Raw genomic sequence first — 26,018 nt, forward strand, 5'->3', positions numbered from 1 at the left:
TTTTTTACTTCTTGACTTGGGGCAAAAAGTAATATCCTTCTCTTATTATTCTCTTTATTCTGCGTTGTCTAAAAATTCTTTGATTTTGTCGACATAACGATCAAAAAATGATCTTCTTATTTTTGTTTCTGTAGATTCATCTTTAGAAGCTTTTTGGCTTACAAGTTGTCTTTCTTCTTCAATTGTTTCTACTTTTTCAACGTAGTTTTCTTCAACTTCGTATCTCTGTACAGGAGTTGGTGCATTTCTATAAACAACTTTTGGCTGTTCGTTAACCAATTCCATTCTAACAGCACTTTGCGAACTGTTTTCGATACTGTTCATTACCAATCCAACCGCTGTTGCAAACAATGGACTAGAAATTTCTTCGCCAGAATTACCTGCCAAATGCTCGTTTGGATATCCAATTCTAGTATCCATTCCAGTAATGTATTCTACCAATTGTTTGATGTGCTTCAATTGCGCACCACCACCTGTTAATACAATACCTGCAATTAGCTTTTTGCGAGGATCTTCGTGACCGTATGCTTTTATTTCTGCAAAAACCTGCTCAACAATTTCCACAACACGAGCGTGGATAATTTTTGATAGATTTTTTAATGAAATCTCTTTTGGTTCTCTTCCTCTTAAACCTGGAATAGAAACAATCTCGTTGTCTTTATTTTCTCCCGGCCAAGCTGATCCAAATTTGATTTTCAAAAGCTCTGCCTGTTTTTCAATAATCGAACAACCTTCTTTGATATCATCTGTAATTACATTTCCACCGAAAGGAATTACAGCTGTATGACGAATTATTCCGTCTTTAAAAATGGCCAAATCTGTTGTACCGCCACCAATATCGATAAGCGCTACACCAGCTTCTTTTTCTTCCTGACTTAAAACCGCATCTGCTGAAGCTAATGGTTCTAATGTCAATCCAGACAATTCAATTCCTGAACTCTGAATACATCTACCAACATTTCTGATTGAAGACGCCTGACCTACCACAACGTGAAAACTAGATTCTAATCTTCCGCCGTACATTCCAATTGGCTCTTTAATTTCAGACTGCCCGTCAATTTTAAATTCTTGCGGTAAAACGTGAATGATTTCTTCTCCTGGTAACATCGCAAGTTTATTTACCTGATCGATTAGGAGTTGAATGTCATTTTCACCAATTACTTCTTCAGGATTATTTCTGCTGATGTAATCTGTATGCTGAATACTTCTGATGTGCTGTCCAGCAATACCAACAACAACATCCTTTATTTTGTAACCTGAATTATTTTCTGCTTCGATTATCGCTTGTTGTATCGATTGAATCGTCTGCGTAATGTTGTTTACTACTCCTCTGGCAACACCCAAACTCTTGGATTTGCCAATGCCCAAAATCTCCAACTTACCATACTCATTTTTCTTGCCGATCATGGCAACGATTTTGGTTGTTCCAATATCTAGACCTACTGCAATATTATCTTTTTCCATTTTCTATTATTTAGTGCAAACTACTTGTTCCGTAAACCTAAGGTCAATTTTTTTGTATTTGTATAACGAACTATCTAAAACTGCTTTTTGAAAAAACGCTTTATAGTTTCTGAATTTCTTATCAACATTCATTGTTCTTCCGAAATCTATGAAGTAATCATAGTTACGATTAAACATTTTTAAGCTTCCATTCGGCATAATCTCGATTGCAATGATGTTTTTTTTCAAAAACGCATCGTCATAAATTGTGCGAAATAAAGTGGCTAAATCTTCGTTATTTTTTTCATTAATTGCCCCTGAAACAAGAGGAACTCTCGCAGTGAAATTGTCCGACAAAGGCATTTTATTGCCCTCGTAATCAATATAAAAAGAAGCACCGCCATCATAAACTCTTGCTATGGGCGTCTTCTGTTTTACTACTGCTTTTAGAACTCCATCGATACTTACAAAAACATTTGACTTCTCAATCATCTCTTGTGTATCGAGGGTTTTCTCTATCTTATTCAAATCTAGTTCATCTTTTCTAATACTGGAAGCGTCTCTTTTATTTTCTATCAACAATTTATTAACCGTTTCTGGCTTCACAAAAAGCGTATTTTCTCCTACAAAAACAACCATCGATTTTTTCAATTTTCGATCGCCGTTACGGTGCTGTGCGAAGGAATATAGAAACAAAACCAGTCCGAAAATGAGTACTAATCGAATATTTGTCCAGTTAAATATTTTCATTTAAAACCTTTTTAATTGACGGAACCATCTCTCCAAGATCACCAGCTCCAATTGTTACAATAATAGGTGCATCACTGGCTTTGATTTCACCTAATAAATCTTCTTTTGAAACAATTTTTTTGTTCGAATTTGTCATTTTACCCAAAAGCCACTCAGAAGTTACTCCTTCCATTGGAAGCTCTCTTGCTGGGTAAATATCCATCAAAAACACTTCATCAAACTGTGATAAGCTTGCCGCAAACCCGTCAACAAAATCTCTTGTTCTGCTGAATAAATGCGGCTGGAAAATTGCCAAAACTTTACGCCCTGGATACAATTCACTAACTGCTTGATGAACAGCATTTATTTCTGTCGGATGGTGTGCATAATCATCAATATATACTAAATTTTCGCTCTTAATCTGATACGAAAAGCGTCTTCTAATCCCGTTGAATGAAGCAATGGCTTTTGCAATAGAATCGGTTGGGGTGCCGAATGTCTTAGCCATTGCAATAGCCATCAATCCATTCATTAAATTGTGTCTTCCTGGCAATCCAAAACGCAAATCCTTCATAATTTCTGATGGCGTCTGCACATCAAAAACATAAGCCCCATCCTCAATGCGAACATTAAAAGCCTTATAAACAGCATCTTCATTTACAGCACATTGAACTCCCTCTAAAGGCAATTCTTTTGTAATGAAGAGATTATTCTTATCCTCAACTTTTGAAGCAAATTCTCTAAAAGAAGCTTCAATTGCATCACTTGTTCCATAAATATCCAAATGATCTGCATCCATCGAAGTTACACATGCGATATCTGGGCGCAAATGCAAAAACGACCTGTCAAATTCATCCGCTTCAACAACCGTTACTGTTTTACCGCTTCCAATTAAGTTTGAATTGTAATTTTCTACAATTCCTCCGATGAAAGCTGTTACATCAGCACCACTTTGAAACAAAATATGCCCCAAAATACTAGAGGTTGTCGTTTTTCCGTGCGTTCCTGCAACGGCAAAGCAAAAAGTATCTTTGCTTATAATTCCAAGAACTTCAGCACGTTTTTTAACCTCGTATTGTCTTTCTATGAAATAATTCCACTCAGAATGTGTTTTTGGAACAGCCGGCGTATAAATCACCAACGTATTCTCTACGTAATAATCAGTCGGAATTAAGCCAATATTATCTTCAAAATGAATATCAATACCACTTTCAATCAATTCATTAGTCAGCATTGAAGGCGTTTTATCGTAACCTGAAACTTGTTTTCCAATAAACTTGAAGTAACGAGCCAAGGCACTCATTCCGATTCCTCCGATACCAATAAAATAAACGTTTTGTATTTGATTTAAATTCATTTTCTTTATTTATAAAAACATTCTAACACTTTATCTCCTAACTCTGAAATAATATAAATTCCCACTATAATCAGCATAAGGAATGCAATATCTTTTATTGATTTTTTGAAATACTTTTTATCCTTCTTATAATCGTAATAATAAGCAACACCTATTAAAATAACGAACAGAAAAAAAATAATTAAAACATACTTCATATTATTTAATCAACTTCACAATCTGCGCTACAATATCTTGTGTCGCCTTTGGTCTTGCTAGCTTTTTAATATTATCACTTAATTGTTTTTGTTTTCCTGAATCTTTCAGCAGCGCTTCAAAAACGATACTAAATTGTTCGTTCAGCTCAGATTCTTTCAACAAAATGGCGCCTTTCGCATCTACAATTGCCTGTGCATTTTTTGTTTGATGATCTTCAGCTACATTCGGAGACGGAATAAAAATCACTGGTTTTCCAACAATGCATAATTCTGATACTGATGAAGCTCCTGCGCGTGAAATAATCACATCTGATGCTGCGTAAACAAAATCCATTCTTTCAATAAAATCAACCACTTTTACATTGGTCTGATTGTATTTTTTATAATCCTCAAAATATAACTTTCCACATTGCCAGATTACCTGAACATCTTGAGAAAGGAAATTTTGCAATTCTTTTTCAATTAACTGATTGATTCTTCTTGCGCCTAAACTTCCTCCTAAAACCAATAACGTTTTTTTATTTGGATCTAATCCATAAAAAGCAATTGCTTCATCACGTTTGCTGTCGATATCAATTAAATCCTGACGAACTGGATTTCCTGTTAAAACGATTTTCTCCTTCGGAAAAAAACGCTCTAAATTCTGATAGGCCACACAAATTGCATTTGCTTTTTTGCTCAGCAGTTTATTGGTTATTCCAGGAAAAGAATTCTGTTCTTGAACCACTGTCGGAATTCCTGCTGAACCTGCCGCCTGCAATAATGGTCCGCTGGCAAAACCACCTGTTCCAATTACTACATTCGGTTTAAATTTTTTAATTATTCTTTTTGATTCCAATAAACTGCTTGCCAATTTTAGTGGAAACATTAAGTTTTGCAATGTCAATTTTCGTTGTAAACCAGCAATCCAAAGACCTTTTATTTCGTAACCAGCCTGAGGCACTTTTTGCATTTCCATTTTGTCTTTGGCACCAACAAAAAGAAATTCTGCATCTGGGAATTGTAATTTCAATTCATTTGCAATCGCAATCGCAGGATAAATGTGTCCTCCTGTTCCTCCTCCGCTAAGTATGAATTTATACTTTGTCATCTTTCTAAAAATTACAACTTTTTAAAAAACTTTTATATTTTAACTATTTGTTTAAAACTGCATTCATCGGATTTTTTGAATTATCCTCAATGGAATAAATTGGTTCTTCCTCATATATTCCTTCCGGAACAACATCATCTTCTGCCAATTCTTTATCTATTAATCGCTGCAAAGCTTCCTTTCGTTTTGCCTTTTCTTCTTTCTCTTCAGCAATTTCTTCTTCTTTTCTAGTCACACTAATAATGATTCCTAGTCCTAAACAAGTCATCCAGATCGAACTTCCTCCACTACTTATCAATGGTAATGTTTGTCCTGTTACGGGCAGTAGTTCAACTGCAACTGCCATATTAATCATTGCTTGAAATATCATTGGAAACCCAACACCAACGACGACTAGTTTTCCGAATATTGTTGGCGCTTTATGAGAAGCAATTACAAATCGAAATAAAAGCAACAAATACAGAACTACAATTGAAACTCCTCCAACCAAACCATATTCTTCTACAATTATGGCATAAATAAAATCGGAAGAAGATTGTGGCAAAAAGTTTTTTTGAACGCTTTTCCCCGGTCCTAATCCTCCTAATCTTCCTGAAGCAATTGCAATTTTTGCTTTTTCAATCTGATAGTCATCTTCATCAGGCTTATCGGTTGTAAAGTTGGTAATACGACTTTCCCAAGTTGAAACCCTGCTAAAGAATCTCGAATCTGGAAAGGCTTTGGCTACCAAAAGGAAAAATGCCAGCATTGCAATTCCCGAACCAATAATAAATCCGATATATTTTAAAGGATATTTCCCAATGAACGTTAACATTAAAACCATTGCAAAAATCAACGCTGTAGTTGAAAAGTTTGCTGGCAAAATCAGTATTAACGTTATAAATACTGGAATCCAAAGTTGAATTAATGAAGTTTGAAAAGGTTCATTTTCTTCTTTAGTTTTTGATAAATATCTTGCCACATAGATAAACAAAACAATAGCCGCCAAAGTTGATGTCTGAAACGTGATTCCAATAAATGGAACCTGAATCCATCGACTTGCATTTGCCCCAGCAATTACAGTTCCTTTCAATAATGTATAAAGCAACAAGAACCAAACGATAGGCAATGCAATTTTAGAGATTGCTCTAAAATAATGATAAGGCACTCTGTGAACCCAATAAATAATTAAAAAACCAATACAGATATGTGCCAAATGTTTTAATAAATATCCTAAGGTATTTCCTGTTCCGTGACCAATATATGCCAAATTACTACTCGCACTAAAAACAGGCATAAACGAAAATAACGCCAATAAAGCCACGAATGACCATATTACCCTATCTCCTTTTAATTTGTTAACTAGTTCTTTCATATTTTTTGTTTCAGGTTTTATTTTGTTTCAGGTTTCAAGTTCCGCTTAACGTGAAACTTGAAACTTATTTCTCTACAAGTTATGCACCGCTTGCTTAAATTGTTTTCCACGATCTTCGTAGTTTTCGAATAAATCGAAACTTGCGCAAGCTGGAGACAATAAAACGGCATCACCTTTTTCTGTTAATCTTTGAGCTGTTTTTACAGCATCGCTCATATTGTTTACTTCAACCATGATATCAACAACATTTCCGAAAGCATCGATAATTTTGCGATTGTCAACACCTAAACAAATAATTGCTTTTACTTTTTCGCGAACTAATGACATTAATTCGTTGTAATCATTTCCTTTATCAACACCACCAACAATCCAAACTGTTGGAACATTCATACTATCCAAAGCAAAGAAAGTCGCATTTACGTTTGTTGCTTTTGAATCGTTGATATATTGTACGTTTTGTATTTTTAATACTTTTTCTAAACGGTGTTCAACACCTTGAAAATTAGATAAACTTTCGCGAATTGTTGCATTTCTAATTTGCATCAGTTTCGCTACAGAGCTTGCTGCCATTGCATTTTTCATGTTATGTTTTCCTTCTAACGCAATGTGTTCTGTGTCCATTGTAAACTCTTCTTGGTTGATCTTAATTTCCATTTTGTTGTTATTTATAGAAGCCCCTTCATCGAATGATTTTGTCAATGAAAAAGGAATTAATTTTGCTTTTGTTTTATTCTTTTGTAACCATTCTGTACTTGCTTCATCATCTGCATCGTAAATAAGATAATCGCTTTCCGTCTGGTTCATCGTTATTCGAAATTTCGAATTGATGTAATTTTCATATTTATAATCATATCGATCTAAATGATCTGGACTAATATTTGTTATGATAGCGATATCAGGCCTATAATTTACAATTCCATCCAACTGAAAACTGCTCAATTCGAGAACGTAAACATCAAATTTATTTTCTGCAACCTGCCAAGCGAAGCTTTTTCCAATATTACCTCCCAAGCCAACATTTAATCCTGCATATTTCAGCAAATGATGTGTTAGCATCGTTGTAGTAGTTTTGCCGTTACTTCCAGTTATTCCGATTGTCATGGCTTCTGTGTAAGGAATTGCAAATTCAATTTCAGAAATCACTTTTACCCCTGCTGCAATAAGTTTTTTTACTATCGGAGACTTATCTGGAATTCCTGGACTTTTCATCACCACATCAGCATTCAAGATTAAATCTTCTGTATGCTGCTCTTCTTCCCAGGCAATTTTATTAATGATAAGAACTTCTTTGTAACTCTCTTTTATCTTTCCAAAATCAGATACAAAAACTTCATATCCTTGTTTTTTACCGAGGATTGCGGTTCCAATTCCGCTTTCTCCTCCACCTAAAACTACTAGCCTCATACTTTATTTAATTAAAAATTGAGAATTAAAAATTAAAAATCAGCTGTGACTTTTAATGAATTCTTATTTCCTTTTAGGGTTAATATAATTTTTGCTAATATTCTACAAACTTCATCAGCCTCATTAAAGATGCTATCGAATTCATTTGAAGAAATATAATCTGTTGCTTTTAATAATTTTAACCAATAAATTGTTTCTCTTGCTTCTTTATATGAAATCTCAAGCTTAAATAAAAACTCCTTATCGGATCGTCCTCCAATCGATTCTTCAATATTTGCTCCTATTGAAGTTCCAGATCTTAGAACTTGTTTACTCAAAACATATTCTTTTTTCGTTTCTGTTAAGTATTTGTATAAATTGACAATCCTAACAGCAAAATCAAATGATTTATGTCGAATAATATTTTCTTTCATTTTATAAGAACGTGTAATCTTTTAATTTTTAATTCTTAATTTTTAATTGAGCTTTATCTTAATTTTAAAGTAATAATTGATAAAATGGCTAACATCACGGCAACAATCCAAAAACGAGTTACGATTTTACTTTCGTGATATCCTTTTTTCTGGTAATGGTGATGAAGAGGTGCCATTAAAAAGATTCTTCTTCCTTCACCAAAACGTTTCTTTGTATATTTAAAATAAAACACCTGTATAACGACTGAAGCACTTTCTGCTAAGAAAATTCCACAGAATAAAACAATTAAGATTTCTTTACGAACTGCAATTGCTAAAACCGCTATAATCCCTCCAATTGTCAAACTTCCTGTATCTCCCATAAACACAGATGCGGGATAAGAATTGTACCAGAGAAAACCGATTAGAGCTCCAACAAATGCTGAAATAAAAACCGTCATTTCTCCCGAATTAGGGATATACATAATATTCAGATAATTCGAAAAAATAATATTACCAGAAACAAAGGTAAAAATTCCGAGCGCGAGGACCGATATTGCAGAGGTTCCTGCTGCTAGTCCGTCGATTCCGTCTGTTAAATTTGCTCCGTTTGAAACTGCTGTGATAATAAAAATTACCACTGGGATAAATATTAACCAAGCCCATTTTTCATATCCATCCCCCATAAAAGATAAAACTTCAGCATAATCAAATTCGTTGTTTTTTACGAATGGAATTGTAGTTGCTGTAGACTTTTCTTCAACTGGCGCAGGAAGCACAACTGTAGTGTTTGCTGATTTAAAAACATCTGTACGACCTGTATCTGTTCTCACTGTAACAGCGGGATTAAAATAAAGAACTGCACCAACGATGATTCCTAAACCAACTTGACCAATTACTTTAAAAATTCCTTTTAATCCTTGTTTATCCTTTTTGAATATCTTGATATAATCATCAACAAAACCAATTGTTCCCATCCATAATGTTGTTACTATAAGCAATACGATATAGATATTATGCAATCTAGCAAACAACAAAACAGGTAGTAAGGTTGCAAAAATGATAATTAATCCACCCATTGTTGGTGTACCAGCTTTTTCATTTTGACCTGCAAGACCAAGTTCTCTAACAGTTTCTCCTACTTGTTGACGACGCAAAAAGTTAATTATCCTTTTACCATAAATAGTCGACAAAAGCAATGAAAGCATAAATGCCAAAGCTGATCTAAATGTGATGTACTGGAAAACTCCCGTTCCTGGAAGATCCAATGTTTTATCAAAATATTCGAATAAATAGTACAGCATATTTCTTGTTTTTTAAATTCCAATTTTGAAATTCCAAATTCCAATTCTGTGGTATTTGAACCTAAAATTTTATTATTATTTTTTTAATTGTTCTAAAATTTCTTTTATTGTTTCCATATCATCAAAATGATGGCGAACACCATTTATTTCCTGATACGTTTCGTGTCCTTTTCCTGCGATTAGAATGATATCTTTAGGCTGAGCCAATTGGCAAGCCGTTTTAATAGCTTGTTTTCGATCTGTAATTCGAAGCAATTTCTTATAATTCTGTGGCTCCACACCTTGTTCCATTTCATCCAAAATAACTTCTGGATCTTCATTTCTCGGATTGTCAGAAGTCAAAACTGCTTTATCACTTAAATCTGAAGCAATTTTCGCCATAATTGGACGTTTCGTTTTATCACGGTTTCCGCCACAGCCTACAACAGTTATTAATTGCTCATTTTTGGTACGAATATCAGTTATTGTTTTTAAGACGTTTTCAAGCGCATCCGGTGTATGTGCGTAATCTACGACAGCGGTAATTCCTCCATCTGATACGATATACTGAAAACGACCTGAAACACTTTCTAAATCAGACAGTAAACGCAACGCTTCAAGACTATCAATTCCAAGCTCTACTGCTGTTCCGTAAATCGCTAAAACATTGTATGCGTTGAAAGTACCAATTAGTTTTACCCACACTTCATTGTCATTAATTTTTAATAACAATCCCGATAATTGACTTTCTAAAATCTGAGCTCTATAATCTGCATACGATTTTAAGGCATACGTCAGTTTTTTAGCAACTGTATTTTGCAACATTACCGATCCATTTTTATCATCAATGTTTGTTAAAACAAATGCCGATTTTGGTAATGAATCAAAAAACGATTTTTTAACATCTCTGTATTCTGCAAATGTTGGATGGTAATCCAAATGATCGTGTGAAAGATTCGTAAAAATTCCGCCCACAAAATGCAAAGCTTCTGTACGTTTTTGATGAATTCCGTGTGAACTTACTTCCATAAAACAATGCGTAACTCCAGCTTCAACCATTTCATTTAAATAATGATTGATTGTTAAAGAATCTGGGGTTGTATGCGTTGCAGGATATTCTGTTTGATCTACTACAATTTTTACAGTTGACAACAATCCAACTTTAAAACCTGCCTTTTGAAACAATTGAAACAACAATGATGCAATTGTTGTTTTTCCGTTTGTACCCGTTACACCAACTAATTTCAATTTCGCAGACGGATCTTCAAAATAATTAGCTGACATAAAAGCCAAAGCCGCATTGGTATCTTTTACCTGTATATACGTTATTTCATTTTCTGTATTTTCAGGAAGCGTATCACAGATAATTGCTTTTGCTCCAAGCTGAATTGCTTTTCCAATGTAATTATGTCCATCTGAAAGTGAACCGCGAATAGCTACAAAAACATCATTTGCTTCTACTTTACGTGAATCAAATTCAATTTTAGAAATAGCAACATCTGTCGAACCTTTTACAGATTCGATAGCTACTTTATATAATATGTCTTTTAATACTTTCACGATAATTCTAATACAATTGTTGTGTTTTTGCTTATACTAGTTCCAGCTTGAATTGATTGATTCTTCACTTTCCCCATTCCATTTACTTTTACTTTCAAACCTAAGTTTTCAAGCAAAGCAATCGCATCCATTCCTGGCATTCCTTTTAAATTCGGAATCTGATTCATTTTTTTATTTGCTTCTACAGTATATTTATCATAACTGCTTTCTTGCTTTGCAATCTTAGAATCAAGTTGTTTTATTTTGTTTGTTGAAGGCGCATCTGTAAAAATCTTTTGAGCAATTCTTTTAAAAACCGGTCCGGCAACATCTGCTCCGTAATAATTATTTTTTGCTGTATTAGGTTTATGAACCACTACAATACAAGAATATTTAGGATGATCGGCTGGAAAATAACCTGCAAATGATGAAGCATAATACATTCCTTCTCTTCCTGCGTTACCATAATTCACCATAGCAGTTCCTGTTTTTCCTGCCATTGAAAAATCTTTCGAATACAGCTTAGAACCTGTTCCTTTCTTTACCACATTCGCCAAAACTGCTTTTACTTTTTTAAGTGTTTCAGGCGAGCAAACCTTTGGATTAATTATTTCTGTATCAAACTTTTTAATTGTTTTATTCCATTCTTTAATTTCTGATACAAATTGTGGCTTTACCATTACACCATTATTAGCAACTGCATTATATAAGGTTAAAGTCTGCATTGGTGTCACCGAAACGTTATATCCAAAAGCCATCCAAGGAAGTGTAGTTCCTGACCAATGTTTATCTCCAGGCTGAGGAATATAAGGTCTACCTTCTCCTTTAAAATGTAATCCTAATGTCTTATTTAATCCTAATGCATTAATATGATTAACAAACTTAGAAGGATTACTTTTATACCCTTCATAAACCGCCTGAACCATAACTGTATTTGACGAAAGTTCAAATCCGCGGGCTAAAGAAACTTTTCCGTAACCGCCATTATGCGAATCACGTACTGATCTTCCATAATATTTTACCACACCGTTATGACTATCATAAACTGTACTTGTATCAGCAACTTTATCCTCTAAAATCGCCATCAAATCAACTAACTTAAAAGTCGATCCCGGCTCATGAGATTCTGCAATTGCGTAATTTGTTGTTTCGTAATAAGACCCATCTTCTGCTCTTCCTAAATTCGAAATCGCTTTTACATGTCCCGTTTCCGTTTCCATCACAACCACGCAACCATGATCTGCTCCATAATCCTGCAATTGTTTCAACAAAGCATGATGTGCAATATCCTGAATAAAAACATCTATGGTAGAAATCACATCATAACCGTCAATTGGATCTACTTCGTTTACATCACGAATTGGCTTCCATTGTCCTTTTGCAATTTTTTGCTTTAGAATTTTACCATCTTTTCCATTTAGGTAATTTTTAAAAGCCCATTCAATTCCTTTTCCAACTTCTACTCCAGTTGCTGGATCGATTTTGTCGTAACCAATAGTTCTTTCGGCAATTTTTCCAATCGGATGCTTTCTAACCGTTTCTTGTTCAACTATAATTCCACCTTTAAAAGCGCCTAAATTGAATAATGGAAAACTTTTTATTTTTACATATTCAGTGTAACTCAGTTTACGAGCGATCAAATAATAACGATTTTTATTCTCACGCGCTTTTCTTAATTCTTTTTGAAAATAACCGCTAGGTTTATCTAAAACAGTAGCCAATGAATCTGACAATGGTTTTACATACTTTTCAAACGTTTCTGATTTTGGCGCTTTCGCATCAAAACGAATCTCGTAATTCGGAATTGAAGTTGCAAGCAAACTTCCGTCAGCAGAATAGATATTTCCTTTATTGGCAGGAATTACAAAATTTCTAACGGTACGCTGTTTCGCCAGTTTTCTATAATAATCACCTTCAACCCATTGAATATTGGTCAATTTAACGACAATAGCAATTGCCATCACAAAGATGAAAACTGCTACGAGGTAAATTCTGTAGGATATATGCTTATCTTCTACTGCCATATTCTTTTAAAGAAACTTTTTTCTTCTTCTTTTTTAACTTCTATTTTCACTGGAGGAACTGTCGACGGAAAAATTTGTTTTTCTAACATTTTATCCGAAATGGTTGACTCCATTTTTAGCTTCATTAATTCTGAACGTCGATCTACAAATTCAGATCTTAATTCTTTTGTTTCATTATTCAACTTCGCGATTTCAAAAACCTTCTGTTCGTATCGCTGTGTATTGGCAATCATCAAAATGGCCAGCAGAATTATAAAGACGATAAATCGCCAGTTTTTTACTGCATCTTCATGAATCAGGAACCTTGCTTTTAATATGCCAAATACACCACTTTTCATTTTTTCCTACCTTAATATATATTATACCTTTTCAGCTATCCTTAATTTGGCACTTCTTGCTCTATTGTTTATTTTGATTTCTTCATTATCTGGAACAATCAATTTTCCTATTGTTTTGAATGGAACTGAAAAATTTCCGTAAAAATCTCTTTCTGGCTCTCCTTCAAACATTCCGTTTTTAATAAATCTTTTTACCAAACGGTCTTCTAAAGAATGATAGGAGATAACAGAGAATCTTCCGCCTGGTTTCAAAATTTCTAAAGACTGCTCGATAAACTCTTTCAAAACATCCATTTCTTGATTTACCTCGATTCTAATTGCCTGATAAATCTGAGCCAATACTTTATTTCGAACTTTCTCTGGCAAAAACTTCTTCAAAACTTCTTTTAATTCATCTGTTGTTTTGATCGGAGAATCCTTTCTTGCCTCAACAATTGTTCTTGCCAAAACCGGTGCATTTTTCAGCTCCCCATAATCAAAAAAAACACGACGTAAATCCTGTTCCTCATATTCGTTAACCACACGATAAGCATTTAAATCATTTTTCTGACTCATCCGCATATCTAATTCGGCATCGAATCGGGTTGAAAAACCTCTTTCCGGAACATCGAACTGATGTGAAGAAACTCCTAAATCTGCCAAGATTCCGTCAACAGATTTTACTCCGTGAAAACGTAAAAATCTTTTTATGAACCTAAAATTCTCATTTATTAAAGTAAACCTTTCGTCTGGCAATGCATTTGCAAGCGCATCTTCGTCTTGATCAAATGCAAACAGTCTTCCGTTTGTCCCTAATCTTTTTAAAATCTCCTTTGAATGACCACCGCCTCCAAACGTAACATCTACATACACACCATCAGGTTTAATATTTAAACCATCTACAGTTGGATGAAGCAAAACCGGATTATGATATTCCATCTTCGTCGTCATTAATATTTCCCATTACTTCTTCGGCTAAATCTGCAAAATCCATATCTTCGCCACTTATTGATTTTTCGTATAAATCCTTATCCCAGATCTCTACTATATTAACCGCAGATGAAAAAACTACATCTTTAGAAATACTCGCAAACGTTACCAAATCTTTTGGAACCAGCAATCTTCCTAATGCATCAACCTCAACCACTTTAACACCAGCCGTAAACCTTCTAATGAAATCGTTGTTCTTTTTTACAAAGCGATTAAGCTTGTTGATTTTTTTCATCATTAAATCCCATTCTTCCATAGGATATAATTCTAAACACTGCTGAAAAACAGAACGCTTCAAAACGAATCCGCTTTGAAGAGAAGCAGTCAATTGCTTTTTTAAAGGCGCAGGCATCATTAGCCTCCCTTTAGCATCGACTTTACACTCATATGTTCCAACAATTGTGTTCAAAAAAACTAGTTAACATGTTATACAGCAAAAATATAAAAAAAAATACCACATATTACCACTTTATACCACTTTGTTAATAAGTTTAACCACTTTGCTACCACTTTCTATAATTCACAATCAATCAATACCTTAACTATAAATTAACAGATTTATAAATACACTAATCATTCAAAAAAATAATGCGCTAATTTTCTTAAAAAATTGATTATTCCTCAGATTTCTTAACATTTGCATAATTTACCAATTAGAACATTAATTACTGATTTTTAGTCATTTATATATTCTACTGAAATTATCTAGTTAAAAAATGGCAGCAAAAATTCATTTTTATTTATTTAACCCTATATTTGTCGAAATTGAAATTGGCATTAGATTAGATGGACAAACACTACAAAAAAGAAGGCAAATACAGCTATTTTGAAGCTGGAGAAGGTACACCTATCGTCATTCTGCACGGATTAATGGGAGGTCTAAGTAACTTTGATGGTGTAGCACAATATTTCCCAACAAAAGGATATAAAGTCGTTATCCCAGATTTGCCAATATACACTCAAAGCATTTTAAAAACGAACGTAAAAAGTTTTGCCAAGTATGTAAAGGATTTTATCACTTTTAAAGGTTTTGACAAAGTAATTCTTTTAGGAAATTCTCTTGGAGGACATATTGCTTTGTACCATACAAAACTTTATCCTGAGAAAGTTGCTGGACTTGTAATTACCGGAAGTTCTGGACTTTATGAAAGCGCAATGGGAGACAGCTATCCAAGAAGAGGTGATTACGAATACATCAAAAAGAAAGCTGAAGATGTCTTTTATGACCCAAAAATTGCAACTCCCGAATTGATTGATGAAGTTTACGCAACTGCAAATGACCGTATCAAATTAATTAAAACTTTGACAATTGCCAAAAGCGCAATTCGTCATAATATGGCCAAAGATTTACCAAAAATGGATGTAGAAACCTGCATCATTTGGGGTAAAAATGACTCGGTAACACCGCCAAATGTAGCAGAAGAATTTGATAAATTATTGCCAAATTCAACTTTATATTGGATTGACAAATGTGGACACGCAGCTATGATGGAACATCCAGATGAATTTAATGAAATTCTGGAAAAATGGCTCACAGAGCAGAAATTATAGCCTCTAACTTTCGATTTTAAGAAGGTTTTAAAAAATAAAATACATGAAAATTAATAGCGCCGAATTTATTATCAGTAATTCTGATGCTTCAAAATGCCCGACCGAGTTTCTGCCGGAATACGCATTTATAGGCCGATCTAATGTTGGTAAATCATCTTTGATTAATATGATTACCAATCATAAAAATTTAGCAAAAACATCTGGAAGACCAGGGAAAACACAATTAATAAATCACTTTAAAATTAATAACAATTGGTTTTTGGTCGATTTGCCTGGCTATGGATACGCTAAAGTTTCTAAGAAAACAAAATCTGTTTTCCAGCAATTTATTACTGATTATTTTGAAAACAGAGAACAGCTTGTGTGCGCTTTTGTTCTAATTGACATTCGCCATGAAGCTCAAAAAATAGACATTGAATTTATGTCTTATATGGGAGAAAGTGAAATTCCGTTTTGCATTATTTTTACAAAAGCAGACAAAATCAGTAAAGTAAAAATTGACTCTCATATTGCTGCTTACAAAAAACAAATGTACGCCAACAACTGGGCAGAAATGCCGCAATATTTTGTAACCTCATCTACAGAATCAATCGGAAAAGAAGAACTTTTATCTTATATCGATCAGGTAAATCAGGAAGTATTCAAAAACAATTCAGGATTTTAAAAAATAAAAAATCAATACAAAAATCCCAAATTCCAACTGTAACAAGTGGAATTTGGGATTTTTAATTTTTAGACATTTCTTACTCTGTCATTTTACTTTCAATACTTTTCTTTGCTGTTCTTCTAAAATTTAAAGCTTTCCACTCTTTATAAATCAAAATTTGATATAGAATATAAAACAGAGAATTAAAAAACCACAAATCAAGTATAAATGGTTCCGTAAAAATTACCGAATCAGTATTTCCAGATAAAAAAATACTCGCGCTGCTTGTTAAGTAAATAATTAATCCATTGCAAAAATAGAAATAGTCGTGCTTAACGTTTTTTAAATTTGAAACGATGTAATAAAAAGCATAAAGCAACAACGGAATAGAAGTTATTGCTATTTCAATTAAATTAAATTCCCAATAAAGTGATGGAGTGCGGTAATATTGAATACTTAAAAACAATAAAACAGAAATCAGAACCAATAACACAACTTTCTTTAATATTTTCTTTGAAAAAGAATTATAAAAAAACAAGCTTAGCGAAATAAACTGAAAATTGAAATAATAGTGAGACAGAAAAAAATTGGAGTTAGGATAGAGAAACCCAATGATGTTGCAAAATAATTCTACACAAAACAAAAGAACCAAATATGCTGTAACAATGCGATATAGCACATCTCTCTTTTTGCAAGTAATACAAAACCTAATTGCATTAGCAAGTAAAAAAAACAATCCGACGAGGCTTACCAGAAAAGGAAATAGCATGTTATTAATTTTGGGGATGATACTGCAAATAAAAAACAAAAATCCCAAATCTCACTTTTAAGAATGAAATTTGGGACTTTTTTTATTGATTTTTAAGCTTCTTCTTACTTTGTAAGCTCTAATTTTTCTGCGAAGTAGTCACAGAAATCTTTCATAGTATCAGACATTTTTTCATCATCTGTTGCACGTTTAAAAGTGTCTGCCATTGCTACTAAAGTTTGGTGGAAGAAAATTTTCATTTCGTCTACGGGCATATCTTTTGTCCATAAATCGATACGCATTGTTTCTTTCGCTTTGCTATCCCAAATTGACAGCATAATTGCTTTTGCTTCTTCTGCCTGAACACCGCCATCTTGTGCGCTCCATGTCAATTTTTCTGGAACACGGTTTTCATCTAATTCTATATTGAATCTAATCTCTGAGTTTATATTTGCCATTATTTCTTAGGTTTATATTTTGATTTTTCGAAGATTTCTTTTGCATCTATTTTGAATAATTCTGCTAAAGAAACCTCACTATTATTTTTCATGTAAGAACGTACCATCTGCCAGCCAATCCAAGCTCCAATTCGGCCAGGAGAATCGTTATCAATTTCTAAAAAGAATTTAGAAAAAGGTGCAGGTGTCATAAATCGAGTTCTCAATTTAGGATCATCACTGTACAGCATTTCGTTTTCTATAAAATACCTCCAGATGTAAGCTTCATTTTCTTCACACCATTTTATTTGTTCTGGAGTATATCCCATTCTTTCTGCATCTGTGTAATCTGGAAGCAATAAGTCTTTTGCGTAAAGCTGTTTTCCTTCAAAAACCATTTGAGCCACCAGACTTCTATCTGGAGAATCAGGAATATTTCGATAAGAAAAACTAGAAACCACGTCTGGCATAATCTGTCTTTCTTCGAAGTTCTTCTTCAAATAATTTGGAAATTCATAAAACTTATGTTCTTTCCCCAAATACAGCTCCAGCGCCACAATTACAAGGCTATCAGCATAAATTGCTTTTGCATTATAATCCATTTCTCCAATTACGGTAATTACTTTTGGAATTTTAGTTTTAGGAAAGTAATATTTTACGTGCTGAAAAAGAGCATCAAATTCTTTATGAACAGGTTCAAAATTACCATACTTTTTCTGTACTTCATCATAAACTTCTTTCCAAATTGGATCGTTCATTTTTTGCAACCAGACATTATCATCATTACCCGCAGGAAAAAAGAATGGATATTGTTTTTTTACCTGTGCGAGGTCTTGGGGTTTAGTTTCGAAAAACACCTTATCAAAACGCTCTACTTTAATATCAACAGGGATTTCTTCTACTGCTTTTTCGACCTTACTTTTTTGATTGCAGGACAAAAAAAACAGGCATAGAACCACTGCAAAGCGATAAATTTTCATTTTATTTTAATTAGATTTGTGTTATCAGAATTTTAAAGTATTTGCATACTAAAAATAATTCTGCAAATATACATCCCTGTACTTTAAAACTTAAACTATTATGGCTAAAAAAAGCACAATTCAGACAGAAAAAGTAAATACGCATATTGTAGAGTGGCTAAAAAATTACGCTAACAATGCAAAAGTAAACGGTTTTGTAATAGGAATCTCAGGAGGAGTTGATTCTGCTGTAACTTCAACTTTATGCGCGCAGACAGGACTGAAAGTTTTATGTGTTGAAATGCCTATTCATCAAGCAGAAAGCCAAGTTAGCAGAGCAAAAGAACATATTGATCAGCTGAAAAAGCGTTTTCCTAATGTTTCTGATGTTCAAACAGATCTAACTGCTGTTTTTGAATCTTTCAAAAGTGCTGTTCCTAAAACAGATGATGAAGCGAAAGTAAATTTAGCATTAGCCAATACTCGTGCGCGCATCAGAATGACTTCTCTATATTATTTAGCTGGAATTCATGGTTTGCTTGTTGCGGGAACAGGAAATAAAGTTGAAGATTTCGGCGTAGGTTTTTACACCAAATATGGAGATGGAGGTGTAGATTTGAGTCCGATTGCAGATTTAATGAAATCTGATGTGTATGCTTTAGGAGAATTTTTGCAAATTCCGCAATCAATTTTAACAGCCGCACCTACTGATGGATTATTTGGAGATAACCGTACTGATGAAGACCAATTAGGAGCAAGTTATGACGAATTGGAATGGGCCATGTTGGCTGCAGAGTCAGGAAATACGGCATCTGACTTCGACGGGAGAGAAAAATCTGTCTTTGAAATCTATAAACGATTAAACACCAGTAACAAGCACAAAATGGATCCAATTCCGGTTTGTTTGATACCAAAAACGTTAAAATAAAAGATTTTAACATTCTAAGAAAGATATTACAGAATTTATTTATTAATTTTACCACTCCAAAAACATGAACAATTCTAAAAAAGGTAAAAATTATGATTAAAGTATGTCTAGCAGACAATCATCCTGTTACGCACTTTGGCGTTAAGTCTTATTTCAAAGACCACGATCAAATTTCAATTGTTGCCAACGTAGGCAATTTTTCAATGGTTAGAGATATTCTTCAGACGAAGGAAATCGACATTCTAATCTTAGATTTAGAGTTAGAAGGTCTTTCAAGTATCTTCGAAATTAAATCAATCTTGAAAAATTTCCCAAAAACAAAAATTGTTATTTTCAGTGATCTTGCTGAGCAAATGTACGCTCCAAACGCAATTAAAGCAGGAGTTTCTGGGTATGTACACAAAACAGAAAAACTTGAAACATTAGGTCATTCTATTATTAAAGTACACGAAGGAAAAATTATCATCAACGAAACAGTACGCAAAAACATGGCACTTATTGCTAAACAAAGCAAAAGCGAGCGTCTGTACAGAAAACTTTCTAACCGTGAAATCGAGGTTTTACGTTATTTAAGTGATGGTAAGAAAAACAATGAAATCTCTAAAATCTTAAATCTGAACGAAAAAACGATCAGTACTTACAAACTGAGATTATTAACTAAATTGAATGTTACTAATTTAGTTGACTTGGTTAACAAAGCGAAGACTTTAGAAATTATTTAATTACAATTCGAAAATCTTAATCTTTAAGAAATTCGAGAAACTATAAAACTCTATCTTTTTTGATTTATCAGATAAGATAGAGTTTTTTCCTTTTTAGTGATACGGAACAACTACACGACCTAATTTCCTAGAAAAATTATTTAGTAATTTTGAATAATCTATAACCATACTCAAAACTTCCGAATTATCTTCTTGCGGATCTGTCATAAGAGAATTTTTTAATTCTGCAATGATACCAGAAACCAAATACCACCTAAGAGAAAAAATAGTCTCAGAAACATTCTGCTCTATAGTTTCGCTTTTGTGTTTTGGAAATATATTCTGCCCTTCCCAATTATGAACGGTTAATCTTTCATCTTCCATCAAAATATTGGTTACTTCTTGAGCAAAATCAGGCTCTAAATGCATTAAATACTTGTCTAAACTAAAAGTCTCATTTTGATTATAAAAATTGATAATATTATTATAGATATTTTGAAATAAAACATTCGATAATTGAATCTCATCTTCTTGTAAACTCAAATATATTTTCTGGAAAACCTTATATTCTCGTTTTTCGGAAACTTCTTTTACATTTCCTTCTTCATCTGCTTTTAGAAAAACATCTTCAAAATTTTCAACAACATTTCCATACAAAAGAAGAATTTCAATAACTTTCCTTTCAAAACCATATAAAATATCTACTTTTTGAGATTGCTCTTGCGGATAAAATCCTGGATCGCCTGGATAATCATCTGGCGGACCATTTCTTGGATCTTCTGGATCTCCTCCAGAAAATGTACCTGCTTGCGGAGGCTGATTTCTATGGACTTCGAAAGGTCTTTGTTCTTGTTTCTGTTTTTTACTCGCTTCAGCAATATCTTTCTGAATCAATTGCGCCAAAGTACTCGTCAAGACCTGCTCCGAAATTTCCATGATTCGAGCACATTCTTGTATGTAAACTTCACGCTGAATACGATCTGGTATTTTAGAAATACTCGTAACCATATCGCGAATCAAATCCGCTTTTTTAATCGGATCGTTTTTAGCTTCGCCCATTAAAATCGAAGCTTTAAACTGTATAAAATCTTTACTGTTATTTTCTAAATAGGCAACTAAATCGTCATGCGAATTTTTTCGAGCAAAACTATCAGGATCTTCTCCATCAGGAAAAGAACAAACTCTAACATTCATACCTTCTTCCAAAATCAAATCGATTCCACGAATAGAAGCTCGTAAACCAGCCGCATCTCCATCAAAAAGAACAGTAATATTTCTCGTTAGACGATTAATCAAACGAATTTGATCTGGTGTCAAAGCTGTTCCAGAAGAAGCTACAACATTTTCAATTCCGGCTTGACTGAACTGAATAACATCGGTATAACCTTCTACCAAATAACAGTTGTTTTGTTTGGCAATAGATTGTTTCGCATGATATATTCCGTAAAGTACTTTACTTTTATGATAGATGTCACTTTCTGGCGAATTCAGATATTTTGCCGCTTTTTTATCATTAGTTAAAATACGGCCTCCAAAACCTAAAACGCGGCCAGACATACTTTGAATTGGGAACATCACACGGCCTTTAAATCGGTCAAACGGGCGATCTTCTCTTGGAATTGTTAAACCTGTACTTTCTAAAAATTCTAATTTATAGCCTTTCCCTAACGCTTCTTTTGTCAGAGCATCCCAAGTTTCGGGAGAATATCCTAAATTAAATTTCTTGATGGTTTCATTCGTAAATCCTCTTTCTTTAAAATAAGACAATCCAATTGCTTTTCCTTCTTCAGAATTAACCAAAACATCTTGAAAATACTTGGCAGCAAATTCAGAAACCAGATACATACTTTCACGAATATCTGTATTGGCTTTTTCTGCTTCCGATTGTTCCGTTTCTTCTATTTCGATATTATATTTTTTGGCTAAATATCGAATGGCTTCTGGATAAGTAAATTGTGAATGTTCCATTAAGAACTTAACCGAGTTTCCTCCTTTACCAGTACTAAAATCTTTCCAGATTCCTTTTGCGGGCGAAACCATGAACGAAGGAGAACGCTCATCGGAGAATGGACTCAGACCTTTAAAATTACTTCCCGCACGTTTCAAATTCACGAAATCGCCAATAACCTCCTCTACTCGAGCAGTTTCAAAAACAGAATCTATGGTATTTTGTGAAATCAATTTGTGTGCGGTTTTAAAAGTTGAGAGCTTGCAAAAATACGTAAATCCAATCGTAATTTTGCTGCTTTTTAAAACAAAAAAGCATCTCAATGGAGATGCCTTTTTCACTAACTAAACGACCAGTATTTTAGTTTAAATCTACTCGAAGTCCTAACGAAACATTATTCTCTTTCACTAGATTATTCTGAAACAATGGGTTTAAATCATATTTAAAATATAAACTCAATTCTCTATAACCGATATACGAACTCAGACCGTAAACAAAATTATTTACATTGTAATCGCCTTTTATAGTGGTTTTATATTTTAAATCGTCTTCTTCAAATTTTAAAATCTGTTTCGATTTTACGTTTACTCCTGCATAACCTCCAATTCCGAAACGGAAACTTTTATGGGTCTTGAAATATTTTTTGCCATCACTTTCTATTGGTCTAGAAAAATCAAATTCTAAATGTACAGGTGCAACCAAATAAACATTTCTAAAACGAGATTCGCTTAAATTAACTGGATTAACTTCAAGGTTTGTTTGATCTCCATCGACCACAAAACTTCTATTATCTGTCGGACGAATGTTATTATACATTAACGAAAGACCGTATTTAGCATGAAGCAAGTTATCGTTTTTCATTAATCTCGAATTATAAGTAAACCCCCATTCGTAAAAATGCGAACCCATGAAACGATAATTTGAATCTTGAAGTTTTCCATCGGTCATGATATTATTCAATCCCATTGCAAATACAAATTGAGATGTTGTTCTTTTTTCGCCACGAATAGAATCTTTATGGTGTTTATAAGACTTCCAGCGAATCATATATACCTTTGCAGAATCTTCTTTTATTTTTCCGTCCACTTTTTTCTGAACCAAATCATTTAGTTCGTTTTGAGCTAAAGTAATTTTTTCTTCCATAATTACAGCTCTTGCTTCTGCTAATTCCTTTTTACGCTTTTCGGCCTGTTCTTGCGTAATTTTCCCTTCAGATAATTGAACATTTACTGCTTCAACTTCTTCTTTTAAAGCTTCTTTTTCTTCTTTTGTAATCTTTTCGATTTTATTGGCGATTCTTTTTGTTTCAGATTCAAAAGTCTCCTGACCTACTACTTTACTTACCAATAAAAAAAAGAAAAGTATGGTGTAAATGGTAAAATTTTTCATGATTGATTGTTTTAAAATATTTGATTATTGATTGATGATTTTTTAATTGCTAATGGTTGATGGCTGATTCGATAATCATAGGGTTAAAACCGCACGGTACGATGTGGATCATTCCTTCGGAACTTAAAATCTAGACTCTAATTCTCACTCTTGCTTATTTCTGTTAGACAAAGCGACCTTAACCTCTTGAAGGTTTTTGTTGACTTTTGTGATCATTTTTTCTCTAAAAGAAAGTTCAAGTTCACCATCTACTTGATTCAGCAACTCATTAGCGTTGATTTTTATTTTTGATTTTTTAGCTGTGCCTTGAGCTAAAACTTTTTCTTCAGCTTTTTCTAATAATTGATCGACATTTTCTTTTTTAGAATTTTCTGCAATTACAGTTTCATTATTTGATGATTGTTTTTCTTGATTGTTTTTGATGATGACTGAAGACTCCGCTATTTGATTTGATTCATTTTTTATAGATTTATTTGAAAATTGGTTACTTACTTTTTCTTTTTTATTTAAAGTTTCTTCCGAAGTTTTTTCAGCAACAACAGTTTTGTTTTTTTTCGAATCAACATAGTTTAAAATTGGTTTAGTCGCTGATTGTTTTTCGATTTCCTTTTCAACAACGATTGTTTTTGTTGGTTCTGCAGTATTTTTATTTTGATTGAAAAAAATAGTTCCAACCAATAAAAAACCGATAAAACTTGCGGCGATATAAAGCCATTTTCTTTTTGATTTTTTCGAATCAAGTTTAATTGGCTTTTTTTCTTCGGCTACACTCAACATCGCGTCCAATCGATCCCAAGCTTTGTTGCTTGGTTCAATTTTACGTTCGTTTAGTTTTTCACGGAAATCCTTTTCAAAATTATTCGGTTCCATTATCTTGTTTTTTTAGAATAGTAATTTGTGTTTGCAGCATTTTTCTAGCGTGCGATAATTGCGATTTTGATGTTCCTTCATTAATACCCAACATCTTTGCGATTTCATTGTGTTTGTAACCTTCGATTGCGTACAAATTAAAAATCATTTTGTAACCATCGGGCAAAGCATCAATTAAATACTGAATCTGTTCTACGGTAAACTGGCTGTCAATTTCGTTGAAGCTTTCTTCAACAAAAAATTCATCTTCGGCAAATTTTACTTTTTTCTGAACTCTTAAATACGAAATGCATTCGTTAACCATAATTCGGCGGATCCAGCCTTCAAAGCTTCCTTTGTGTTCGAAGTTTTTCAAATTCGTAAACACTTTCATGAAAGCGGTTATCATTACATCTTCTGCCAATTGAATGTCTTTTATATATTGTCGACAAACACTCAACATTTTTGAAGAAAACTTGCTATAAATCTGCTGCTGGGCCTGACGATTATTTTCGACAGCCAACTTTATGATTTTGGTTTCTTCTTGATGTAACTGAATAATTTTCATTAATAAGCTTTTCGGTTTTGGTTTTAGAAACAGACTTCTATTAGCATAGACGATTGTCGATTTGAAATGGTTGCATGGGAGAAAAAAAATAATTAAACAATTAGAAAATTAGCCAATTAGATAATTGATTCACAACAAAGTATAACCAGTTATCTAATTGACAAATTTTCTGATTTTCTGATTTTCTGATTATCTAATTATTTTTTTCTTTCGATTACGTAGTTTACCATCAAAGTCAAAGCATCTTTGAACTCAGAATCTGGGTAATTTTCTAGAAGAGAAAGTGCTTCCTGCTGGAATTGCACCATTTTGTTTTCGGCGTAAGCCAAACCATTATTGTTTTTTACAAAGGCAATAACTTCTTTAACACGTTTTTTGTCTTTATTGTGGTTTTTGATGGAGTTTATCAGCCACTTTTTTTCTTGCGGAGTACAAGTATTTAAAACGTGAATTAAAGGCAAAGTCATTTTTTGCTCTTTAATATCTATTCCGGTTGGTTTTCCAATGGCTTCTTCGCTATAATCAAATAAATCGTCTTTGATTTGAAATGCCATTCCGATCAATTCACCAAACTTTCGCATGTTTTCTACCTGAATATCATCTTCAATTACGGCTTTCGCGCCAAGCGCACAACAAGCAGCAATAAGCGTTGCCGTTTTCTTCCTGATGATTTCGTAATAAACGTCTTCGGTAATATCGAGTCTTCTTGCTTTTTCTATTTGAAGCAATTCTCCCTCGCTCATTTCACGAACGGCAACAGAAATGATTCTCAATAAATCGAAATCGCCATTATCTATAGAAAGCAATAAACCTTTTGAAAGTAAATAATCTCCAACTAAAACAGCAATTTTATTTTTCCAAAGCGCGTTGATAGAGAAAAATCCGCGACGGCGATTACTATCGTCTACTACGTCATCATGAACTAAAGTTGCGGTATGAATCAATTCGATTACCGAAGCTCCGCGATAGGTTCTTTCGTTTACAATACCGCCAGAAACCATTTTTGCAGTAAGAAAAACAAACATTGGACGCATTTGTTTTCCCTTGCGGTTTACGATGTAATAAGTGATTCGGTTTAGTAATGCAACCTTTGAAGTCATCGATTCATGGAACTTTTTTTCGAAAAGTTCCATTTCGTTAAAAATAGGCTGCTTTATTTGAGACGTAATATTCAT

24 protein-coding genes are annotated in these 26,018 nt (G+C 33.4%); 4 read left to right on the top strand and 20 right to left on the bottom strand.

Translation table 11 applies throughout. The features are described 5' to 3' along the window. Positions 1-54: 54 nt before the first annotated feature. The 13 genes from ftsA to mraZ all read right to left on the bottom strand — a co-directional run bounded on the left by ftsA (position 55) and on the right by mraZ (position 14,528). On the bottom strand, positions 55-1,464 hold the full coding sequence (gene ftsA / locus LL966_RS14810; RefSeq protein WP_229354362.1) for a cell division protein FtsA: 1,410 nt from the start codon (positions 1,462-1,464) through the stop codon (positions 55-57). 6 nt (positions 1,465-1,470) lie between these two features. Beyond that, the gene (locus LL966_RS14815) at positions 1,471-2,193 is read right to left on the bottom strand and encodes a cell division protein FtsQ/DivIB (protein WP_229354363.1); all 723 of its coding nucleotides are present in this window, start codon (positions 2,191-2,193) and stop codon (positions 1,471-1,473) included. Then, the gene (gene murC, locus LL966_RS14820) at positions 2,180-3,529 is read right to left on the bottom strand and encodes a UDP-N-acetylmuramate--L-alanine ligase (RefSeq protein ID WP_229354365.1); all 1,350 of its coding nucleotides are present in this window, start codon (positions 3,527-3,529) and stop codon (positions 2,180-2,182) included. Before murC ends, LL966_RS14815 begins: the two co-directional genes overlap by 14 nt. A 198-nt stretch (positions 3,530-3,727) precedes the next feature. Next, positions 3,728-4,816 carry an undecaprenyldiphospho-muramoylpentapeptide beta-N-acetylglucosaminyltransferase gene (gene murG, locus LL966_RS14825; RefSeq protein ID WP_229354367.1) on the bottom strand — a complete coding sequence of 363 codons (1,089 nt, stop codon included), beginning with the start codon at positions 4,814-4,816 and terminating at the stop codon, positions 3,728-3,730. A gap of 43 nt (positions 4,817-4,859) precedes the next feature. Further along, a complete protein-coding gene (locus LL966_RS14830; protein WP_229354368.1) occupies positions 4,860-6,170 on the bottom strand; it encodes an FtsW/RodA/SpoVE family cell cycle protein in 1,311 nt (436 codons plus the stop codon). Between the two features lie 72 nt (positions 6,171-6,242). After that, entirely contained in the window at positions 6,243-7,574 is a 1,332-nt protein-coding gene (murD, locus tag LL966_RS14835) for a UDP-N-acetylmuramoyl-L-alanine--D-glutamate ligase (protein ID WP_229354369.1), read from the bottom strand. A 32-nt stretch (positions 7,575-7,606) separates the two neighbouring features. Then, entirely contained in the window at positions 7,607-7,987 is a 381-nt protein-coding gene (locus LL966_RS14840) for a four helix bundle protein (RefSeq protein ID WP_229354370.1), read from the bottom strand. 53 nt (positions 7,988-8,040) lie between these two features. Further along, a complete protein-coding gene (gene mraY / locus LL966_RS14845; protein ID WP_229354371.1) occupies positions 8,041-9,270 on the bottom strand; it encodes a phospho-N-acetylmuramoyl-pentapeptide-transferase in 1,230 nt (409 codons plus the stop codon). A 75-nt stretch (positions 9,271-9,345) separates the two neighbouring features. Then, entirely contained in the window at positions 9,346-10,809 is a 1,464-nt protein-coding gene (locus tag LL966_RS14850; RefSeq protein ID WP_229354372.1) for a UDP-N-acetylmuramoyl-L-alanyl-D-glutamate--2,6-diaminopimelate ligase, read from the bottom strand. Then, positions 10,806-12,812: a penicillin-binding protein gene (locus tag LL966_RS14855; RefSeq protein WP_229354373.1), complete on the bottom strand. Its 2,007-nt coding sequence runs from the start codon at positions 12,810-12,812 to the stop codon at positions 10,806-10,808. The genes LL966_RS14850 and LL966_RS14855 overlap by 4 nt, the downstream gene beginning before the upstream one ends. Further along, a complete protein-coding gene (locus LL966_RS14860) occupies positions 12,803-13,150 on the bottom strand; it encodes an FtsL-like putative cell division protein (RefSeq protein WP_229354374.1) in 348 nt (115 codons plus the stop codon). Before LL966_RS14860 ends, LL966_RS14855 begins: the two co-directional genes overlap by 10 nt. Positions 13,151-13,171: 21 nt before the next feature. Beyond that, positions 13,172-14,080, bottom strand: coding sequence for a 16S rRNA (cytosine(1402)-N(4))-methyltransferase RsmH (rsmH, locus tag LL966_RS14865; protein ID WP_229354376.1), 909 nt, complete (start codon positions 14,078-14,080; stop codon positions 13,172-13,174). Then, complete coding sequence (mraZ, locus tag LL966_RS14870) at positions 14,055-14,528, bottom strand: division/cell wall cluster transcriptional repressor MraZ (protein ID WP_184157698.1); 474 nt, start codon at positions 14,526-14,528, stop codon at positions 14,055-14,057. The genes rsmH and mraZ overlap by 26 nt, the downstream gene beginning before the upstream one ends. Positions 14,529-14,905: 377 nt before the next feature. On the opposite strand from mraZ, the gene LL966_RS14875 reads away from it, so the two are divergent. Both LL966_RS14875 and yihA read left to right on the top strand, forming a co-directional pair. Then, positions 14,906-15,670, top strand: a complete 765-nt coding sequence (locus LL966_RS14875; RefSeq protein WP_113677632.1) for an alpha/beta fold hydrolase — start codon at positions 14,906-14,908, stop codon at positions 15,668-15,670. 43 nt (positions 15,671-15,713) lie between these two features. Then, on the top strand, positions 15,714-16,334 hold the full coding sequence (yihA, locus tag LL966_RS14880; protein ID WP_229354377.1) for a ribosome biogenesis GTP-binding protein YihA/YsxC: 621 nt from the start codon (positions 15,714-15,716) through the stop codon (positions 16,332-16,334). Positions 16,335-17,189: 855 nt separating this feature from the next. Here yihA and gldC read toward each other — a convergent pair. Together gldC and gldB are read right to left on the bottom strand one after the other, a co-directional pair. Continuing rightward, a complete protein-coding gene (gldC, locus tag LL966_RS14885) occupies positions 17,190-17,522 on the bottom strand; it encodes a gliding motility protein GldC (protein ID WP_229354378.1) in 333 nt (110 codons plus the stop codon). After that, positions 17,522-18,481: a gliding motility lipoprotein GldB gene (gene gldB / locus LL966_RS14890; RefSeq protein ID WP_229354379.1), complete on the bottom strand. Its 960-nt coding sequence runs from the start codon at positions 18,479-18,481 to the stop codon at positions 17,522-17,524. The genes gldC and gldB overlap by 1 nt, the downstream gene beginning before the upstream one ends. A gap of 100 nt (positions 18,482-18,581) precedes the next feature. Here gldB and nadE point away from each other — a divergent pair, with 100 nt between their 5' ends. Together nadE and LL966_RS14900 are read left to right on the top strand one after the other, a co-directional pair. Continuing rightward, a complete protein-coding gene (gene nadE / locus LL966_RS14895) occupies positions 18,582-19,388 on the top strand; it encodes an NAD(+) synthase (RefSeq protein ID WP_229354380.1) in 807 nt (268 codons plus the stop codon). Positions 19,389-19,480: 92 nt separating this feature from the next. Continuing rightward, a complete protein-coding gene (locus tag LL966_RS14900) occupies positions 19,481-20,110 on the top strand; it encodes a response regulator transcription factor (protein ID WP_008467169.1) in 630 nt (209 codons plus the stop codon). 93 nt (positions 20,111-20,203) lie between these two features. Here the strand turns inward: LL966_RS14900 and dnaG are convergent, their stop codons facing one another. The 5 genes from dnaG to LL966_RS14925 all read right to left on the bottom strand — a co-directional run bounded on the left by dnaG (position 20,204) and on the right by LL966_RS14925 (position 26,018). Continuing rightward, the gene (gene dnaG, locus LL966_RS14905) at positions 20,204-22,270 is read right to left on the bottom strand and encodes a DNA primase (protein WP_229354381.1); all 2,067 of its coding nucleotides are present in this window, start codon (positions 22,268-22,270) and stop codon (positions 20,204-20,206) included. Positions 22,271-22,397: 127 nt separating this feature from the next. Continuing rightward, positions 22,398-23,426, bottom strand: coding sequence for a hypothetical protein (locus tag LL966_RS14910; RefSeq protein ID WP_229354383.1), 1,029 nt, complete (start codon positions 23,424-23,426; stop codon positions 22,398-22,400). Positions 23,427-23,570: 144 nt separating this feature from the next. After that, positions 23,571-24,296, bottom strand: a complete 726-nt coding sequence (locus LL966_RS14915) for a hypothetical protein (protein WP_229354385.1) — start codon at positions 24,294-24,296, stop codon at positions 23,571-23,573. Then, complete coding sequence (locus LL966_RS14920; RefSeq protein WP_229354386.1) at positions 24,283-24,843, bottom strand: RNA polymerase sigma factor; 561 nt, start codon at positions 24,841-24,843, stop codon at positions 24,283-24,285. The genes LL966_RS14915 and LL966_RS14920 overlap by 14 nt, the downstream gene beginning before the upstream one ends. Before the next feature lie 197 nt (positions 24,844-25,040). Then, positions 25,041-26,018 carry a polyprenyl synthetase family protein gene (locus tag LL966_RS14925; protein ID WP_229354387.1) on the bottom strand — a complete coding sequence of 326 codons (978 nt, stop codon included), beginning with the start codon at positions 26,016-26,018 and terminating at the stop codon, positions 25,041-25,043.

Source organism: Flavobacterium chungbukense (assembly GCF_020805785.1).
Classification (GTDB): domain Bacteria; phylum Bacteroidota; class Bacteroidia; order Flavobacteriales; family Flavobacteriaceae; genus Flavobacterium; species Flavobacterium chungbukense.

Coding starts and splice junctions, on each gene's coding strand:
- ftsA (WP_229354362.1), bottom strand. CDS start 1,464: ATGGAAAAAGATAATATTGCAGTAGGTCTAGATATTGGAACAACCAAA.
- LL966_RS14815 (WP_229354363.1), bottom strand. CDS start 2,193: ATGAAAATATTTAACTGGACAAATATTCGATTAGTACTCATTTTCGGA.
- murC (WP_229354365.1), bottom strand. CDS start 3,529: ATGAATTTAAATCAAATACAAAACGTTTATTTTATTGGTATCGGAGGA.
- murG (WP_229354367.1), bottom strand. CDS start 4,816: ATGACAAAGTATAAATTCATACTTAGCGGAGGAGGAACAGGAGGACAC.
- LL966_RS14830 (WP_229354368.1), bottom strand. CDS start 6,170: ATGAAAGAACTAGTTAACAAATTAAAAGGAGATAGGGTAATATGGTCA.
- murD (WP_229354369.1), bottom strand. CDS start 7,574: ATGAGGCTAGTAGTTTTAGGTGGAGGAGAAAGCGGAATTGGAACCGCA.
- LL966_RS14840 (WP_229354370.1), bottom strand. CDS start 7,987: ATGAAAGAAAATATTATTCGACATAAATCATTTGATTTTGCTGTTAGG.
- mraY (WP_229354371.1), bottom strand. CDS start 9,270: ATGCTGTACTATTTATTCGAATATTTTGATAAAACATTGGATCTTCCA.
- LL966_RS14855 (WP_229354373.1), bottom strand. CDS start 12,812: ATGGCAGTAGAAGATAAGCATATATCCTACAGAATTTACCTCGTAGCA.
- LL966_RS14860 (WP_229354374.1), bottom strand. CDS start 13,150: ATGAAAAGTGGTGTATTTGGCATATTAAAAGCAAGGTTCCTGATTCAT.
- rsmH (WP_229354376.1), bottom strand. CDS start 14,080: ATGACGACGAAGATGGAATATCATAATCCGGTTTTGCTTCATCCAACT.
- LL966_RS14875 (WP_113677632.1), top strand. CDS start 14,906: ATGGACAAACACTACAAAAAAGAAGGCAAATACAGCTATTTTGAAGCT.
- yihA (WP_229354377.1), top strand. CDS start 15,714: ATGAAAATTAATAGCGCCGAATTTATTATCAGTAATTCTGATGCTTCA.
- gldC (WP_229354378.1), bottom strand. CDS start 17,522: ATGGCAAATATAAACTCAGAGATTAGATTCAATATAGAATTAGATGAA.
- gldB (WP_229354379.1), bottom strand. CDS start 18,481: ATGAAAATTTATCGCTTTGCAGTGGTTCTATGCCTGTTTTTTTTGTCC.
- nadE (WP_229354380.1), top strand. CDS start 18,582: ATGGCTAAAAAAAGCACAATTCAGACAGAAAAAGTAAATACGCATATT.
- LL966_RS14900 (WP_008467169.1), top strand. CDS start 19,481: ATGATTAAAGTATGTCTAGCAGACAATCATCCTGTTACGCACTTTGGC.
- LL966_RS14910 (WP_229354383.1), bottom strand. CDS start 23,426: ATGAAAAATTTTACCATTTACACCATACTTTTCTTTTTTTTATTGGTA.
- LL966_RS14915 (WP_229354385.1), bottom strand. CDS start 24,296: ATGGAACCGAATAATTTTGAAAAGGATTTCCGTGAAAAACTAAACGAA.
- LL966_RS14920 (WP_229354386.1), bottom strand. CDS start 24,843: ATGAAAATTATTCAGTTACATCAAGAAGAAACCAAAATCATAAAGTTG.
- LL966_RS14925 (WP_229354387.1), bottom strand. CDS start 26,018: ATGAATATTACGTCTCAAATAAAGCAGCCTATTTTTAACGAAATGGAA.